The sequence below is a fragment of the Kangsaoukella pontilimi genome (genome assembly GCF_009830125.1).
Classification (GTDB): domain Bacteria; phylum Pseudomonadota; class Alphaproteobacteria; order Rhodobacterales; family Rhodobacteraceae; genus Kangsaoukella; species Kangsaoukella pontilimi.
The window spans coordinates 781766-798520 of sequence record NZ_WUPT01000001.1; the positions used below are offsets into that span (position 1 = coordinate 781766).

General features: G+C 63.6%; 14 protein-coding genes. 8 read left to right on the top strand and 6 right to left on the bottom strand.

Annotated features, from left to right (window positions below; translation table 11 throughout):
* Window positions 1-13: 13 nt before the first annotated feature.
* The 3 genes from GQ651_RS03955 to GQ651_RS03965 form a co-directional block, all read right to left on the bottom strand.
* Window positions 14-703 (bottom strand): phosphatase PAP2 family protein, encoded by a 690-nt coding sequence (locus tag GQ651_RS03955; protein ID WP_160762905.1) that lies wholly within the window; start codon window positions 701-703, stop codon window positions 14-16.
* Window positions 704-803: 100 nt separating this feature from the next.
* Window positions 804-4370, bottom strand: a complete 3567-nt coding sequence (locus GQ651_RS03960; RefSeq protein WP_160762906.1) for an efflux RND transporter permease subunit — start codon at window positions 4368-4370, stop codon at window positions 804-806.
* A complete protein-coding gene (locus GQ651_RS03965; protein ID WP_160762907.1) occupies window positions 4367-5527 on the bottom strand; it encodes an efflux RND transporter periplasmic adaptor subunit in 1161 nt (386 codons plus the stop codon). Before GQ651_RS03965 ends, GQ651_RS03960 begins: the two co-directional genes overlap by 4 nt.
* Window positions 5528-5758: 231 nt before the next feature.
* Here GQ651_RS03965 and GQ651_RS03970 point away from each other — a divergent pair, with 231 nt between their 5' ends.
* The 3 genes from GQ651_RS03970 to der are packed head-to-tail and all read left to right on the top strand — an operon-like array spanning window position 5759 to window position 9296.
* A complete protein-coding gene (locus tag GQ651_RS03970) occupies window positions 5759-6424 on the top strand; it encodes a hypothetical protein (protein ID WP_160762908.1) in 666 nt (221 codons plus the stop codon).
* Window positions 6425-6463: 39 nt separating this feature from the next.
* On the top strand, window positions 6464-7768 hold the full coding sequence (locus tag GQ651_RS03975) for an outer membrane protein assembly factor BamB family protein (RefSeq protein ID WP_160762909.1): 1305 nt from the start codon (window positions 6464-6466) through the stop codon (window positions 7766-7768).
* 49 nt (window positions 7769-7817) lie between these two features.
* The gene (gene der, locus GQ651_RS03980) at window positions 7818-9296 is read left to right on the top strand and encodes a ribosome biogenesis GTPase Der (protein ID WP_160762910.1); all 1479 of its coding nucleotides are present in this window, start codon (window positions 7818-7820) and stop codon (window positions 9294-9296) included.
* Here der and GQ651_RS03985 read toward each other — a convergent pair.
* The gene (locus GQ651_RS03985; RefSeq protein ID WP_227257951.1) at window positions 9293-10009 is read right to left on the bottom strand and encodes a hypothetical protein; all 717 of its coding nucleotides are present in this window, start codon (window positions 10007-10009) and stop codon (window positions 9293-9295) included. The genes der and GQ651_RS03985 overlap by 4 nt on opposite strands.
* 294 nt (window positions 10010-10303) lie before the next feature.
* On the opposite strand from GQ651_RS03985, the gene GQ651_RS03990 reads away from it, so the two are divergent.
* Entirely contained in the window at window positions 10304-10537 is a 234-nt protein-coding gene (locus GQ651_RS03990) for an EF-hand domain-containing protein (protein WP_160762911.1), read from the top strand.
* 68 nt (window positions 10538-10605) lie between these two features.
* On the opposite strand, the gene serS is transcribed toward GQ651_RS03990, so the two are convergent.
* On the bottom strand, window positions 10606-11895 hold the full coding sequence (gene serS / locus GQ651_RS03995) for a serine--tRNA ligase (protein ID WP_160762912.1): 1290 nt from the start codon (window positions 11893-11895) through the stop codon (window positions 10606-10608).
* A 59-nt stretch (window positions 11896-11954) separates the two neighbouring features.
* The gene (locus GQ651_RS04000) at window positions 11955-12842 is read right to left on the bottom strand and encodes a glycosyltransferase family 2 protein (protein WP_160762913.1); all 888 of its coding nucleotides are present in this window, start codon (window positions 12840-12842) and stop codon (window positions 11955-11957) included.
* Window positions 12843-13035: 193 nt separating this feature from the next.
* Here GQ651_RS04000 and yajC point away from each other — a divergent pair, with 193 nt between their 5' ends.
* From yajC to GQ651_RS04020, 4 genes are read left to right on the top strand one after another with little or no spacing between them, the layout of a single operon-like run.
* Complete coding sequence (gene yajC / locus GQ651_RS04005) at window positions 13036-13362, top strand: preprotein translocase subunit YajC (protein WP_160762914.1); 327 nt, start codon at window positions 13036-13038, stop codon at window positions 13360-13362.
* 9 nt (window positions 13363-13371) lie between these two features.
* Window positions 13372-15036: a protein translocase subunit SecD gene (gene secD / locus GQ651_RS04010; protein ID WP_160762915.1), complete on the top strand. Its 1665-nt coding sequence runs from the start codon at window positions 13372-13374 to the stop codon at window positions 15034-15036.
* A 4-nt stretch (window positions 15037-15040) separates the two neighbouring features.
* Entirely contained in the window at window positions 15041-16009 is a 969-nt protein-coding gene (gene secF, locus GQ651_RS04015; RefSeq protein ID WP_160762916.1) for a protein translocase subunit SecF, read from the top strand.
* Window positions 16002-16754, top strand: coding sequence for a sulfite exporter TauE/SafE family protein (locus GQ651_RS04020; protein ID WP_160762917.1), 753 nt, complete (start codon window positions 16002-16004; stop codon window positions 16752-16754). The genes secF and GQ651_RS04020 overlap by 8 nt, the downstream gene beginning before the upstream one ends.
* The last annotated feature ends 1 nt before the right edge of the window (window position 16755 follow it).

Consider the following 16755-nt stretch of genomic DNA (forward strand, 5'->3'; position numbering starts at 1 on the left):
TATGGGTGTGCATTCATTCGATGATGCCGAGCAGCACATATCGCGACAGGCTGAAGAGCGACGCGATCTCGTAGGTGAGCAGAAAGAGCAGCGCATACCCAACAGGCTCGCGTTTCTCGAATAAAGGGACAATTCCGCTCCAGGCCACGACGCGCCGGATGGGTGGCAGCAGCGCTAGCACGCAGAGCGCCCCGATGGACCATCCGGCAAGAACGTCCGACGGCCAATGCAGCCCGGAAACGATGCGTGGGACCGAAACAATGAAGACAGTCCACAGGATCAGGAAGAGCCCGGTCTTTCGGTGGAGCAGCAGCATCCCGACTGCAAGTGCCATACCAAGAGAGGCATGATCGCTCGGCATTGAATTCCACCCGTCAAGGATGGTGGTGTCCTGCCTTTCCCGGAGAACCACGTCGAGGCCCTCGGTGTGGATGGGGCGCGTATTGAGCGGCAGGAAATTCGCAAGCGCGCGCGTGATCCCTACAGAGGCAGAAACCATGAGCGCTACGGCAACTAGCCTGATACGCAGGTCTGTCCGGGCTTCCGCAGTGTCGGGTAAGAACCATAGCGCCCAGAAGGCCATCATGTATGGGACGGTGCGAAAGTGGTACTGCGAAAGAAACAAATTCAAGACTGCCGAAACGGCGTCATTGTAATCATTAAAACCGTTAAGCCACTGAAATACGAGCTGATCCAAATTCATTAGCACCCCCACCAAGCAATCATGGGGTGTGGGGAGGAATAGTCAACCGCCGGGTCTTAGCTCTCCCGGCCGAGACAGATCATGGCATGGGGTCAGGCGTCTACTCTGCGGCTCTCAGCGGAGCGCCTTCGCGTGGCCTTGCGGGCAAGTCGTCGAACTCCCAGACGAGGTCGGTGTTCTTCACCTTGCGGGCCGCGCGGCGCAGCGCAAGATCCCGAGCAGGTTTCGACCCTGCGCCGTGCGACAGCGCCCGAAGCTGCGTGAAGGACCGGTAGGCGCCGGTCGATATCCAGACGCGCAGGGCAAGCATCGACGGTGTGAAGATCAGCGTCAGGACCGTCGCGATGCCTAGGCCGAACACAACCGCCGTGGCGAGCTGCTTCCACCAGAGCGCCGTCGGGCTGTCGATGGAATAGCCGCCTCCGATGAAGTCGAGGCTGAGGCCGAACATCATGGGTGCCAGACCCGCCATGGTAGTGATTGTCGTCAGCAGAACAGGGCGGATACGCGCTTCGGCGGTCCGGACGATGGCTTCGATCCGGGGCATGTATTGTAAGTATTCCTGATAGGTGTCGATCAGGACAATGTTGTTGTTCACCACGATCCCCGCAAGCGCGACGATCCCCGTACCGGTCATGATGATCGAGAAGGGCTGATCCATCACCAGCATCCCGATAAGCACACCCGTTGTGGACAGGACCACCGCGAGAAGGACCAGAACCGCGTTGTAGAACGAGTTGAACTGCGCCAGCAGGATAATGAACATCAGCCCGAGCGCCGCCGAGAAACCGACCTGCAGGAAGGCCTGGCTTTCCGCCTGATCCTCCTGGTCGCCGGTCCATTCCCAGTCGACGCCGGCGGGGAGAGGGCGTTCGGTCTCAAGCCACTCGGTCAACGCCGCGATCCGCTCATTCGCAGTCAGCGGCTGGCCCGCGTCATTCACCAGTCCCGGCGCCACATCCGCCTTAACGTCGAAATAGCGTTTCTGCCCGACACGGTTGATCTGGGCCAGCTGCGCGACCGGCTCGCGGGTGATGAAGTTGGACAGAGGAACCAGACCGCCCGGCGTCCGCACCTTGAGCGTGTCGAGCGTGGATAGAACGCGGTCCTCTTCGGGCAGGCGCACGCGGATCTCGATTTCCTCGTCAGAGGTATCGACCCGCATCGTGTCCAGAAGAATGCCGCGCGTGACAAGCTGCACCATGCCGCCCACCGTGGCCACATCCGCGCCATAACGGCCCGCCTTCTCGACATCGACATTGATCTGCCAGTCGATGCCGGGCAGGGGACGGTTGTCCTCGATATCGATCAGGCCTTCGGTACTCTCGAACTTTGCACGAACAAGGCGCGTTGTTTCCAGCAGCTCGTCCCAGTCGTCGCCCTTCAGGCGCAAATGGACCGGCTTGCCCGAGGCTGGGCCGCGCGACAGGTTCAGGATCTCGATACGAATGCCGGGGATCTGGTCAAGACGTGCTTGCAGCACCTCGAGCACGCGATCGCCGTCGAGATCCTCCAGAGGTACGTCATTCGCAGCGGCGTATGCGGCGCGGTCTTCCCACGGGATAAGCTCGATCTGGACCTGCCCGATCGTGTCGTTGGGGCCGGACGCGCCGCCTGTATTGGCGTTCAGCCCTCCGGCACCGGCAAAGGCGAAGGTGCTGTCGACGCCTTCGGTGGTCAGGATGATGTCCTCTGCCTGTCGGACCAGCGCGTCCTTCTCGGACAGAGACAGGTTACCCCGCGCCCGGACATAGACGATGGCCTGTTCCGGTTCGCTCTCGACGAAGAACTCCACGCCGTTATTGTTCTGACCGAAATAGCCGAAGACCGAGACCACGAAGAACGCGATGGCCGCGATCGAGACCAGCGGCATGATCGGATTGCCCGCGATCAGGTTGATGAAGCGTCCGAACAGAGTGCGGCGATAGCCGGCATCGATCCGCGTCCGCCGCCGCTCGATCCGGGCCGCGCCAAGGACGACCGAGGCCGCCATCGCCGAAGCGATGAAAAGCACCGCGCCGAAAAGCGACCCCTGGACGCCTGCGCCGTCGCCCAGAAGATAAGTCGGGTTCAGCACCTGCATTGCGGCGATGAACATCATGTACAGGACGGGCGGCACCAGAAGCGCACGGAGCCACCAGGGCGCCACGCGGATCAGCGCATCCGATCCGCGTTCGAAAACACGGCTCATCCGGCCCGCGACCCCGCCCATCACGGGCAGATAGATCAGCGCGACCACCAGAGAGGCCGACAGCACGAAGATCAGCGTGACGGGCAGCATCCCCATGAACTGACCCGGCACGCCTGGCCAGAACAGCATCGGAAGGAACGCGCAAAGCGTCGTCGCGGTCGAGGACACCACCGGCCAGAACATCCGCTTGGCTGCCTCCACATAGGCCGCCATGGGGCCCGTGCCTTCCTGAATGCGCTTGTCCGCGTATTCGACGACGACGATGGCGCCATCCACCAGCATACCAACGGCCAGAATCAGCCCGAACATCACGATGTTCGAGATCGGCACCTCCATGATCGCCAATAGCGCGAAACACAGAAGGAAGGAGGTCGGAATAGCGAAGCCCACCAGAAGCGCCGAGCGCGAGCCGAGCGTCGCCAGCACGACAATCATGACCAGCGCGATAGCCGTCAGGACCGAGCCTTCAAGCTGGCTGACCATGGATTCGATCACCCGGCTCTGGTCGTTGGACGTGCCGACATCGATGGCCTGCTGCAGCTCGGGTGGCCAGGACGCACGTTCGGCGTCGATCTCTGCCTTCACCAGCTCGCTCAGCTCGATGATGTTGAAGCCCTTCCGCTTCACCACCTGCAGCGCAACCGTGTTCACACCGTCGAAGCGCGCCGTACCGGCCCGGTCCTCGAAGGTCAGTCGGATATCGGCCAGATCGCCAAGCGTGATCACCCGGTCGCCGTTTACCTTGACCGGCAGATTGTAGATGTCCTGCTGTTCGTCGAAAGACGACGGGATTTTGACCGCGAAGGCTCCGGTCTCGGTTTCGATCTCGCCTGCCGCGATCAACTGGTTGTTGTTGACGACCACGTTGATCAGTTCGCCAGCGGTGACGTTGTAGGCCTCAAGCCGCAAGGGATCGATGACGACTTCGACCATCTCGTCGCGATGACCCGTCAGGGCGGCTTCGAGCACCGGCTCGAGACCTTCAAGACGGTCCTGCAAGTCCTTGGCAACGCGCAGCAAAGTCCGCTCGGGCAGGGCGCCCGTCAGGTTGACGATGATGATCGGAAATTCCGAGAAATTGAATTCGTCGATGGTGTACTGATCGGCGCCTGCGGGAAACTGGCTTTCGGCCTTCGACATGGCGTCGCGGACATCGGCCATGATCTTGGTCTTGTCCCAGCCGAATTCGAATTCGAGCACCACGATGGCATAGCCCTCGGCCGCCGTCCCGCTCATCTTCTTGAGCCCGTCGAGATCGGCAAGCTCTGTCTCCATCGGCTTCACGAGCAGTTTTTCACTGTCCTCCGCCGAGATGCCGGGAAAGGGAACAGACACGAAAAGCGCCGGAATCTCGATATCCGGCTCACCTTCCTTCGGCAGACCCGCATAGGAGAACGCGCCTGCCAGGATAGACAGCACGATAAAGGCGATGACCATTCGGGCACGGCTTGCGGCCCAGTCGACGACACCCGTCATTGCTGGTCCTCCCGGTACGTTACGGTCAGCGGCACGCCCTCGGTCACGAATTCCTGGCCGACAACGATGACCTCGGCGGTCTCGTTCAACCCAGAAACCCAGATACCATCAATCGTGTCGCGAAGCACGCTGACCGGCTGGAACGCGGCGCGGGCATCGGCCACGACGCGCACCCCGAGCGTTCCCTCGTCGTTCAGCGTCAGCGCCGACTGCGGCAGAAGATGCGCGACCTCGCCATCGGACTGGATCACGATTTCGGCGGTCTGGCCGTCGCGGATCGACAGGTCGCTGTTCGGCACCTCGATATCGACGCGGAAGGTGCGGGTGTTCTCGTCTGCCGAACGGCTGATAAAGGTGACCCGTCCGACGATCTCTCGTCCGGACGTCAGTCGCGCACCGGCCAGAGCACCCAGTTCGACACGGTCGACCATGGCTTCGGGCACGAAGCCAACCAGACGGATCGGGTCAAGCTGATAGACCGTGGCGCAAAGCGAACCGGGTTGCAGCAACTCGCCCAGTTCCGCGGTGTCGCTTTCGAGAACACCGCCAAACGGAGCAACGATTTCAAGATTTTCCAGTTCGTTACGGGCCGATGCGATGGCGGCATCGGCAGACTGAACTGCAGCACGAGCCGCTTCTACCGCGGCTTCGGCGCCAGCGACGCGCGTCTCCGATGCGAAGCCGTCTTCGGACAGGCGCGAGGCGGCGGTGTTGTTGATCTCGGCCTCGCGGAGGGCGGCCTCGGCCTGCGTCCTGCGGCTTTCGGCTTCTGTGAGCGCCGCTTCCCGCGTGCCGGGGTCGAGACGGCAGAGCACCTCTCCGGCCTCGACGAAGCTGCCCTTGCGGCGCGGCTCCGAGATGATCTGACCCGAAGTCTCGGCCCGGACATCGACCTTGCGTTCGGCTTCGGTCCGGCCGCGCAGGATCACGGCACCATCCACCGTCTGCGCTTCGGACCGCATGGCAACGACCGCGACGCGCGTTCCGCCGTCGTCCTCCTCCGCAACGGTAACATCTTCGGGTGCGTCCGTTTCGGCGGGAATGACCGTTTCCTCGGCAGGCGCGCCTGCGAATTCAAGAAGCCGGTCCCGTTCGAAGACCAGAAAATACAGCACGGCGACGACCACAACTGCGGTCAGGATCGGAAAAAATCGCATCAGGTTTCTCTTCGGTCTCACACCGGGCAACAACCCGATGCGGTCTTTACTTCCTCATACGCTAAAACGCGCTGAACCGTTTAGTTCAGATTAGTCACTTCTTCCGTCTTCCACAAGATTACAAGGGGGAGGGCCGATAAAAATGGCACCGGATGGGGTTTTTGCCGCCTTTGCAATCCGCCCGAACGCGGGATAAGAGAGCCGCGACCGCCACAGGAGCAGGATTGTCCGGTGTCTAATCAGGACTCTTTCATCAACGAAGTCACCGAAGAGGTGCGTCGCGAACGTCTGTACAAGCTCTTTCGCCGCTATGGATGGATCCCGCTGGTTGCGGTTGTCGTGATCGTCGGCGGGGCGGCCATCAACGAATTCTTCAAGGCCCGCGCCCAGGCCGAGGCCGAGGCCGCCGGTGATGCGCTTCTGGCCGCTTTCGAGGCTGACGATGCGGCCACTCGCGCCGACGCGCTTGCAGGCATCGATCCGGGCGACAATGCGGGCCGTGTGGCGCTGATCGCGCTGTCGCAGGCGACCGCGCTGGTCGAGGCAGGTGACGTCGATGACGCGATCGCGGTGCTCGAAACGCTTGCCGTCAATCCGGGCACTCCGGCTGTCTATCAGGAGCTTGCGACGCTGAAGGCAGCGATGCTGGGCGCCGGCCGGACCGACCCCGAAGCGCGCATCCAGCGCTTGAACGGGCTGGTCGTGGGTGGCAGCGCCTTTTCTCTGATGGCGCTGGAACAGATTGCGCTGGCCGAGATCGAGATGGGCCGGACGGACGCGGCGATCGAGACTTTGCGGGGCATTCTTGTCGATGCCTCGGTCACCGAGGACTTGCGCCGTCGCGCCACTCAGTTGATTGTGAGCCTGGGCGCCCCCCAGGCCGCTCTCGCGCAGTAAGTCTGCCGGGGCACGGGGCACTCAGGGAGGGTGGTTTCGGTGAATGGGCTCCTGAAGGCGTTTGTTGCGGCAGGCCTTGTCGTCCTCGCTGGCTGTGGGGATGAGGAAATCATCCTCGAGGGGCCGCGCGAAGCGCTGCGCCCCTCGCAGGACCAGCCTGAAACCGTCAACCGGACTCTGCCCATCTCGCTGCCGCCCGCCGTCGCGAATGCGGATTGGGACCACAAGGGCGGCAGCCAGACGCATGCCATCCGGCATCCTGCGCTACGCCAGCCCCTGTCGCTGGTCTGGTCTGCCGATATCGGCGCCGGGAATTCGCGGGGACAACGGCTGACCGCCGACCCGATCGTCTGGTCCGACCGTGTCTTCACGCTCGACAGCGAGGCTCAGGTCAGCGCCTTTGACCTGTCCGGCAGTGCGCTCTGGACTACCGATCTGACCCCGCCGGGCGAACGCCGGGGCGAGGCCTCTGGCGGCGGGATCGCCGCTGACGGCGGACGGATTTTCGTGACCACCGGGTTCGGCCGGGTCACGGCGCTTGACCCTGCCAGTGGCGCGGTCATCTGGGAACAGCAACTCGAAGCCGCCGCGACGGGCGCGCCCATGGCTGCGGACGGCGTCGTCTACCTGACCACGCGGAACGCCGCAGGCTGGGCCATCGATGCGGCGACGGGCCGGATTCTCTGGCAAGTACTCGGCACGCCCGAAGAACGTAGCCTTGTGGGCGGGCCCAGCCCGGCGCTGTCGGGCGAGCTTGTCATTTTCCCCTTCGCCTCCGGTCAGCTTGTGTCGGCGGTGCGCTCCACCGGTGGCCGTGCCTGGATTGCCAGCGTCGCGGGTCAGCGTGCGACCCGCGCCTTCTCCCGTGTCCGCGATCTGACGGGGGATCCGGTCGTGACCGGCGGCCGCGTCTACGCGGGCAGCCATGGCGGCAGGACAAGCGCCATGGATGCGGCATCCGGGACAGTTCTCTGGACCGCCGAGGCGGGCGCGATGAGTCCCGTCTGGGTCGATGGCGGCTCTGTTTTCCTTGTCTCCGACAGGAACAGGCTGATCCGGCTCGACGCCGAGACGGGCGAGACGATCTGGTCTGTGGAGCTGCCCTTCTTCGCTGCCGACCGCGAAAGCCGCCGGAAGACCGCCTTTGCGCATTACGGGCCGGTTCTGGCCGGTGGACGTCTGGTCGTCCTGTCCGATGATGGCGTGATCCGCAACTTCGACCCGGCAAGCGGCGCGCTTTTGTCGACCGATACGCTGCCGGACGGGGCGGCGCGAAACCCGGTCGTGGCGGGCGGTGTCCTCTATGTTGTCACGGAAGACGGGCGTCTCCACGCTTTCCGCTGACGCCGAAAGGGTGTAAGGCCCCGTTTCTTGACGTCATGGGACTGCGATCATGTCTTTCACACTCGCCATTGTCGGTCGGCCGAATGTCGGCAAATCGACCCTGTTCAACCGGCTTGTCGGCAAGCGTCTTGCGCTGGTCGATGACCAGCCGGGGGTAACGCGCGATCTGCGCGAGGGCGCGGCGCGTCTGGCGGACCTCAAGTTCACGGTGATCGACACTGCGGGGCTGGAAGAGGCGACGGACGAAAGCCTTCAGGGCCGGATGCGGCGCCTGACCGAACGCGCTGTCGAGATGGCGGATGCCTGCCTCTTCATGATCGACGCGCGCGCGGGCGTGCTGCCCGCGGACGAGGTCTTTGCCGACATCCTCCGCCGGAAATCCGCGCGCGTGATCCTTGCGGCCAACAAATCCGAAGGCCGCGCCGCCGAAGCCGGGCTGATCGAGGCCTATTCTCTGGGCCTTGGCGACCCCATCGCGCTGTCGGCCGAGCACGGCGAGGGGCTTGCCGACCTGATCGAGGTCCTGCGCCCCATCGCGGAAGAAAAGGGCGCCGAGGCGGCCCGGATCGAAGAAGTGGCTCCGGAAACGGATATCGACCTGAGCGACGAGGACGGCGAAGAGGTCACGGAAATCCTCCGGATGCCGACGCCCGAGCGGCCCCTGCAGGTTGCAGTCGTGGGCCGCCCGAACGCGGGCAAGTCGACGCTGATCAACGCGCTGATCGGGGAAGAACGTCTTCTGACCGGCCCGGAGGCGGGGATCACCCGCGATTCTATTTCGCTGCCTTTCGACTGGGACGGGATGCCCGTGCGGCTGTTCGACACGGCCGGGATGCGGAAGCGCGCCAAGGTGCAGGAAAAGCTTGAAAAGCTGTCGGTGGCGGACGGTCTGCGCGCGGTCAAGTTCGCTGAGGTGGTCGTCGTCCTTCTTGACGCGGCTATTCCGTTCGAACAGCAGGACCTCAGGATCGCCGACCTTGCCGAGCGTGAAGGGCGCGCCGTGGTCTTGGCTGTCAACAAGTGGGATATCGAAGAGAACCGGCAGGAGAAGCTGAAGGAACTTAAGCAATCCTTCGAGACGCTTTTGCCGCAGCTCCGGGGCGCGCCTCTGGTCACCGTGTCAGCCAAGACGGGCCGGGGACTGGATCGGCTACGAGAGGCCGTGATCCGCGCCTATCAAACGTGGAACAAGCGGGTCTCGACGGCGGCGCTCAATCGCTGGCTCGCCGCCATGGTCGAGGCGCATCCGCCCCCCGCACCGGGCGGTCGCCGGATCAAGCTCCGCTACATGACCCAGGCCAAGAGCCGTCCGCCAGGCTTCGTCGTGATGTGCTCGCATCCCGACAAGCTGAGCGACGCGTACAAGCGCTATCTGATCAACGGGCTCAGACAGGATTTCGACATGCCGGGCACTCCGATCCGGCTGTGGTTCCGCGGGCAGGGCGACAAGAACCCGTTCAAGGACCGCAAGAAGTCGACGCCGTCGCGGCTGCGTAAGCACCTCGGGAAACCGTCGCTGAAGGACTAGACCTTCGTCGAGGTCATCTTCATGGCAACCACGATGCCGACGCCCGCTGCGGCGATTCCGGCGGTGGTTGCCAGACCTGGCGCCGTGTTTGCCGATTTCACGGCGATGGCCACGAGCGCCCAAGCGACGGCCAGCCCGAATTCGTGAACACGCCCCAACCAGGCGATGATGCCGATCGCGCCGAGCGCAGCGGCGAGGACGACAGCATAGGCCCAACCGGTCTGAGAAAAGCCGAACCCGTAGCCCGCGCCAAGTAGCGCGACCGAGACGCAACTCGCCGCAGCAAGCCAGCCCGCATAGAGCCCGATAGGACCGCGCAGGAGCCAGCGGTCGGTCGCCGGGCTCTCGGCCAGAGCGGCAACCCCGGTCACCAGCATCGCCCAGATCATGAGAGTCGCCAGAATGGGGCTGACAGACGCAGCCCAGAGCCAGAACATGCCGATGCCGAGCGACAGCATCAGCGGCGCCCGCGTTGCCGCCCATGCCGGATCATCGGCACGGCGGAGTACGCCGTAGGCGGCGGACAGGATCAGCCATAGGTAAATCACCAGCCAGATACTGAACGCGTAACCGGCTGGCTGGGCGGGCGGATCGTTCTGCGGAATAGGGAAAGCGTCGGGCTCGAACCCTGCAAACGGGAAGACGACAGACGACCCTGCGAAGGCGATCGCAAGGACAAGGACTGTGACTGCGGCAGCTTTCGTGTTCATCATGTGATCTCAATGCAGAAGGGTGGCACTCGGTTTCGTCTACAATCTGTCGCAGGTCGGCAGAGGGCCGCCCGGCGCGGTTCTCCGGCAGGCAAGCCCTCGCCTGCGGCAGGACCTTGCCCATCGCTTTGCAGCACGCCGCCTATCCCGGAGACGGGTTTCGGCCTCGTTTGGCTGAGATAGGCGCGGCACTCAGCCCCGGCTTGCGGGACGAGGCGCCGGAGGGCCTTGTCTTGACCGAAGCTTCGTCACCGGGGCGCCGGGCCCGCGCCTTTCATACCGATAGGAGTAACTGCAATGCTTAAAAGAACTCTTGCCATGTTCGGTCTGGCGATGCTGGCCACCGCAAGCCTCGCCGAAACCGCTGTTGAAGACGCGGATGGAGACGGCACCTATTCGATGGAGGAAATCCTCGCCGTTTATCCCAACGTGACGGACGAGGTCTTCGAGGAAATCGACACCAACGACGATGGCGCGGTGGATGCGGACGAGCTTGCCCTTGCGGTCTCTGCCGGACTTCTCGCCGGCTGAGGACCGAGCGCCCCGGCGTCTGCGCCTTTCAGGCGCCAGGGCATCTTTTTGGGTCGGGGGCGCGCCGTTCAGACCAAAGCGCCTTCCGGCGTGATCCGCGTCTTGCCGCCCAGCCACGGACCAAGAGCCTGCGGCAGCATCACGCCGCCGTCCTCGGTCTGACCGTTCTCCAGAACCGCGATCAGCGTCCGGCCCACGGCAAGACCCGAGCCGTTCAGCGTGTGCAGAAAGACCGGTTTACCGTCCGCATCCCGCGTCCGCGCGTTCATCCGACGCGCCTGAAAATCCCCGCAGGTCGAGACCGACGAGATCTCGCGATAGGTGTTCTGACCGGGGAGCCAGACCTCGATATCGTGGGTGCGGCGCGCGCCGAAGCCCATGTCGCCGGTGCAGAGCTTGACCGTCCGATAGGCGAGGCCGAGCCGCTCGAGGATGTCTTCGGCAAGGCGCGTCATCCGCTCGTGCTCTTCGTCCGAAGTCTCGGGCGCGGTGATCGATACCATCTCGACTTTCTCGAACTGATGCTGACGCAGCATCCCCGCCGTATCGCGCCCGGCGCTGCCTGCTTCCGAGCGGAAACACTGGGTGTGCGCCGTGTAGCGGCGGGGCAGGTAATCAGGATCGACGATATGGCCCGCCACGATATTGGTCAGCGTCACCTCGGAGGTCGGGATCAGCCACTTGCCTTCGCGGGTCTGATAGCTGTCCTCGGCGAACTTCGGTAACTGACCGGTCCCAAGCATCGCGTCGTCATTGACCAGAACGGGGCTGATGACCTCGGTAAGGCCGTTCTCGCTCGTATGGACATCCAGCATGAACTGGGCAAGCGCCCGGTGGAGGCGCGCAACGGCCCCCGAGAGCAGCACGAAGCGGCTGCCCGACAGCTTTGCCGCCGTCTCGAAATCCATGCCGGGTTTTACGCCGGGAATGTCGAAATGCTCGAGCGGCGTGAACGAGAACTCGCGAGGCTCGCCCCACCGCCGGATCTCGACATTGTCGTTCTCGTCTTCGCCGTCCGGCACGTCGTCATAGGGAAGGTTGGGCAGCCCCATCAGCATATCGCGGAGCCGCGAATCCTCGGCCCGCGCCTCGTCCTCCAGACGGGCGATTTCCGCCTTCTTGTCGGCCACGAGCGCGCGGAGGCGCTCGAACTCGGCCTCGTCACCGCGCGCCTTGGCAGCGCCCACCTCTTTCGACGCGGCATTGCGCTCGGCCAGAGCGGCTTCGGCGGCAGTGATCTTTTCACGACGCGCGCGGTCGATGGCCAGGATACCCGACGACACGCCCGACATGCCCCTGCGCGCCATTGCGGCGTCGAAGGCTTCGGGGTTTTCGCGGATCGCGCGGATGTCATGCATCGGAATTGGCCCTTTTGTGGAATGATCGCCCTATCGCAAAGGGCGCACGACTTGGCAAGTCAGGAGGCCCGATAGTGGCGAAGCGTCTTGAAGCCGAGATAGGCCAGCAACACGAGCGCCAGCGGCTCGCGACGGAGCACAGTCCGAGCGGCGAGCGCCGACTGCCCGTCCTTCGCCGCCCGGCGCAGGAACCGCGTGGCCAGAAACCAGCGTCCGCGGGAAAGCGCCGGGAAGTGGCGGGCATGGCGTTCGTAGGTCTGGCAATAGGCACGGGCGCGATGGTCCGACGCGATACGCTCGGTTATCTGGGCAGTGTTGCTGTCCGGCGCGCGGTTCGTCCGTGCAATGATACCGGGCTCCGGAGAGAACCACGGTCGGTAGCCTGCGAAGATCAAGCGCAGGCACAAGTCAGCGTCCTCGTCTATTCTCCAATCCAGGTCGAAAAGCCCCACCTCGATCAACGCCTTGCGTCTGCACCAGAGCGACCGACCTGCACTTGCCAATGTATAGCGCGGGATTTTCACGTCTGGCACGAAACCTTCGGCAAGCGGCAGGTCTTCCGGTTCGTCCGCCCCCGAAGCGACATCTCTCCATAGCGCGTTCGAAAACCCCCAAGCCGCTTCCGGTGTCTGCCGCGTGATATCGAGAACGCGTGTCAGATGACCGGGGCGCATCAGATCGTCGTCATCGAGAAAGGCGACGATCTCGTGACGCGCCTCCAGAATGCCGGCGTTCCGACTGCCCGACGCGCCCGGCATCTCTGTCGACACGATGCCCCTGAGACGCGGATCGTTAATATCATCAAGGCTCTGAACCGCGGGCGGCTCGGACCGGTCATCCACGACGAGGACCTCGCCGTCAGGCGGGCTGGCCGTCAGCGCGGACTCTACAGCCTCGCGCAGAAGCGCAGGCCTGTTGTGAGTAGGGATGACGACGGTGACGGACATGGAGAGCGGTTCGCCCTAGTTTCTCGGTCGCGGAACGGATGTGCCGGTGGCCAATTCTGGCGCAGCCACAGCCCCTTTCTTAACCTGTCTTTATCCGACGGGGCTTGCTTGCCAACCCCCAAAGCCACAGATAGGGTGCGCGCCAACCAAGAACAGGGGCGTTCGACGCCCGTCAGACCAAGGACTGAATACGATGTTTGTGACGCCTGCCTACGCGCAGTCGGCCGCCGGTGGCGGCGACGTTTTCACCTCTCTCGTCATCCCGATGCTGCTGATTTTCGGCATCATGTATTTCCTGCTGATCCGTCCGCAGCAGAAAAAGCTGAAAGAGCATCAGAACATGGTCAACAACCTGCGCCGCGGCGACCAGGTCGTGACGCAGGGCGGGATTGTCGGCAAGGTCACCAAGGTACGTGACGACGCCGAGATCGAGATCGAGATTGCACAGGGCGTCAACGTCCGCGTCGTCAAACACACCATCGCCACCGTCCGTTCGAAGACCGAACCGGCCGAGAGCTAAGGGGTCTTCATGCTCCAGATTGCCGCCTGGAAGCGCGTCCTGATCTGGGCGGTCTGCCTTGCCGGGATATTGTTCGCATTCCCGAATGCCTTCTACAGCCGGGTCGAGACGCATAACGACGCGCTGGCCGAGATCGAGGCGTTGGGCGCCACTCCCGAACGTGAAGAGGCCGCGGGCACATGGCCCGGCTGGATGCCCAATTCACTGGTCAATCTCGGCCTCGACCTGCGCGGCGGCGCGCATCTCCTGGCCGAAGTGCAGGTCGCGGATGTCTATGACGACCGGATGGACGGCTACTGGCTGAACGTGCGTGATGCGCTTGTCGAAATCCGCGATCAGGTCGGCTTTGTAGAGCGTCTGGACGATGCGCCTGCGGGTGAGCTTCAGGTCCGCATATCCAACCCCGATGGTCTTGAGGCCGCTCTCTCCGCCGTCCGCGCTCTGGCGCAGCCGGTCGCAAGCCTGACCGGTGTGGGGGCGACGGATCTGGTCGTATCGGGGCAGGGTGGCGTCATCACGGTCGCGCTCTCGCCCGAGGAAAAGGCGGCCACTGACAACCGCACCATCCAGCAATCGCTCGAAATCATCCGCCGCCGCGTGGACGAGGTCGGCACGCGCGAGCCCACGATCCAGCGGCAGGGCGCCGACCGTATCCTGATTCAGGTGCCTGGCATCGGATCTGCCGAGGAGCTGAAAGAACTCATCGGCACCACTGCGCGGCTGACCTTCCACCCGGTCGTGCGCCGTACCGCAAACCCGAATGTTCAGCCGGGACCGGGCGAAGCGGTTTTTCAGGACCTCGAGATCGAGGATGAATATTACGTCGTCGAATCGACGCCCGTTCTGTCGGGCGAGGACTTGGTCGATGCCCAGCCTTCTTTCGACCAGAACGGCCAACCCTCGGTCAGTTTCCGCTTCAACCCGCAGGGCGCGCGCGTCTTCGGGCAATATACCTCCGACAATGTCGGCGCGCTTTTTGCCACCGTGCTTGATGACCGTGTCATCACGGCACCGCAAATCCGCGAGCCGATCACCGGCGGGTCGGGCCAGATCACCGGCAACTTTTCGGTCGAAAGCTCGACGCAACTGGCCATCCTGTTGCGTGCGGGCGCTCTTCCCGCCGAAATGGTTTTCCTTGAAGAGCGCACCATTGGTCCCGAACTCGGTCAGGACAGCATCGAGGCCGGACGCATCGCCTGTATCGTGGCCTTCGTCGCCGTCCTTGCCTTCATGGCTCTCAGCTATGGCCTTTTCGGCATCTTCGCCAATATCGCGCTATTGCTGAACGTGGCGATCCTGTTCGGCGTTCTGTCGGCCATCGGTGCAACCCTGACGCTGCCGGGCATCGCGGGGATCGTCCTGACCATCGGTATGGCCGTCGACGCCAATGTGCTGGTTTTCGAGCGTATCCGCGAAGAACTGAAGACCGCGAAAGGCCCGAGCCGCGCCATCGAGCTTGGCTATGAACGCGCGCTTTCCGCGATCATCGACGCCAACATCACCACCTTCATCACCGCAGTGATCCTGTTCGCCCTCGGCTCCGGCCCGGTGCGCGGCTTTGCGGTAACGCTTGGGATCGGCATCCTGACATCGGTCTTCACGGCGATCTTCGTGACCCGCCTGATCATCGTCATGTGGTTCGAACGCAAGCGCCCCCGGACAATCGAGGTATAGGCCCATGCGACTGAGACTTGTCCCGGCCGAGACCAATTACGACTTCTTCCGCTATGCCCGCCTGACCATGGGTATCTCGATCGTCGCGATGATCGCGTCGGTCCTGCTCTGGCTGACTGTCGGGCTGAATTTTGGCATCGACTTCCGCGGCGGCACGACCATCCGCACCGAAGCGGTGCAACCTGTCGACACCGGCGCTTACCGGGGCGTGATCGAGCCGCTGGGGCTTGGCGACGTGTCGATCAGCGAGGTCTTCGACCCGTCCTTCGGCGCGGACAAGAATGTCGCCATGATCCGCATTCAGGCCCAGGAAGGGCAGGAAAGCGTCTCGGGCGACGTCATCCTTCAGGTCGAGACCGCGCTCCAGGGGCTTGATCCCTCGCTGACCTTCACGTCCGTGGAATCGGTTGGCCCCAAAGTGTCGGGCGAACTGATCCAGACCGCCGTCATCGCTGTTCTGGCCGCACTCGGCGCGATCCTGATCTATATCTGGCTTCGCTTCGAATGGCAGTTCTCCGTCGGTGCCGTGGTGGCCCTGTTCCATGACGTGATCCTGACCATCGGCATCTTCAGCCTTCTGCAGATCCGGTTTGACCTTGCCACCATCGCGGCGCTTCTGACCATTGTGGGGTACTCGATCAACGACACGGTCGTGATCTTCGACCGGCTTCGCGAGAACCTGCGCAAGTACAAGAAAAAGCCGCTGGTCGACGTCATGAACCTCAGCGTCAACGAGACCCTCAGCCGGACCCTGATGACTTCGGGCACCACCCTTCTGGCGCTGATTGCGCTGCTGGCGCTTGGCGGCGACGTGATCCGGGGCTTTGTCTTCGCGATCACCTGGGGCGTGATCGTCGGCACCTATTCCTCGGTCTACGTGGCCAAGAACGTGGTGCTGATGCTGGGCGTCAAGCGCGACTGGTCCAAACCCGACGCCAATCAGGGCAACCAGTTCGGCAACATTGATGCCTGACGTCATCCTCTCGGTCTTTCAGATCGAGGGTGTCTGGTACCTGATCCTCGCGGCGCTCATGGCGGGCGTCGTCCGGGGGTTTGCCGGCTTCGGGACGGCGATGGTGTATTTGCCCGTTGCCGGACAGGTCCTTGGCCCGTTCGAGGCGCTCACTACCCTTGTCATCATGGACCTGACCGGCCCGTTGATCCATGTGCCGCGCGCGCTGAAGGACGGCCATCCGGGCGACGTGGCCCGTCTTGGCCTTGGCGCGCTGATCTCGGTGCCGCTCGGTGTCTGGGTCCTTTCCTTGGTCGAGCCCGAGGTCTTTCGCTACGGCGTCTCGCTCGTCGCCATCATTCTGCTCGTCCTGCTCATCGGCGGTGTCCGCTACAGGGGCGAACTGACCAGGCCGATGATCTTCGGAACCGGAGCCCTTGGTGGCTTCCTTGGCGGCTCCGTGGGCCTGCCCGGACCGCCGGTGATCATGCTCTACATGGCATCTGCCCTGCCGCCCAAGACGATCCGCGCCAACAACACGCTCTACCTCAGCCTGTTCGACGCCATCCTGATCATTGTCCTCGCCGTCCGCGGGTTCCTCAGGCTCTCGGCGGTCACGCTTGGACTTGTCCTGATCCTGCCCTATACCCTCGGAAACTGGATCGGCGCCCGAATTTTCCGGCCCGAGGCGGAACGCATGTACCGGTTCGCCGCTTACCTGATCATCGCGGTATCCGCGTTGCACGGCCTGCCGCTCTGGGACTGAC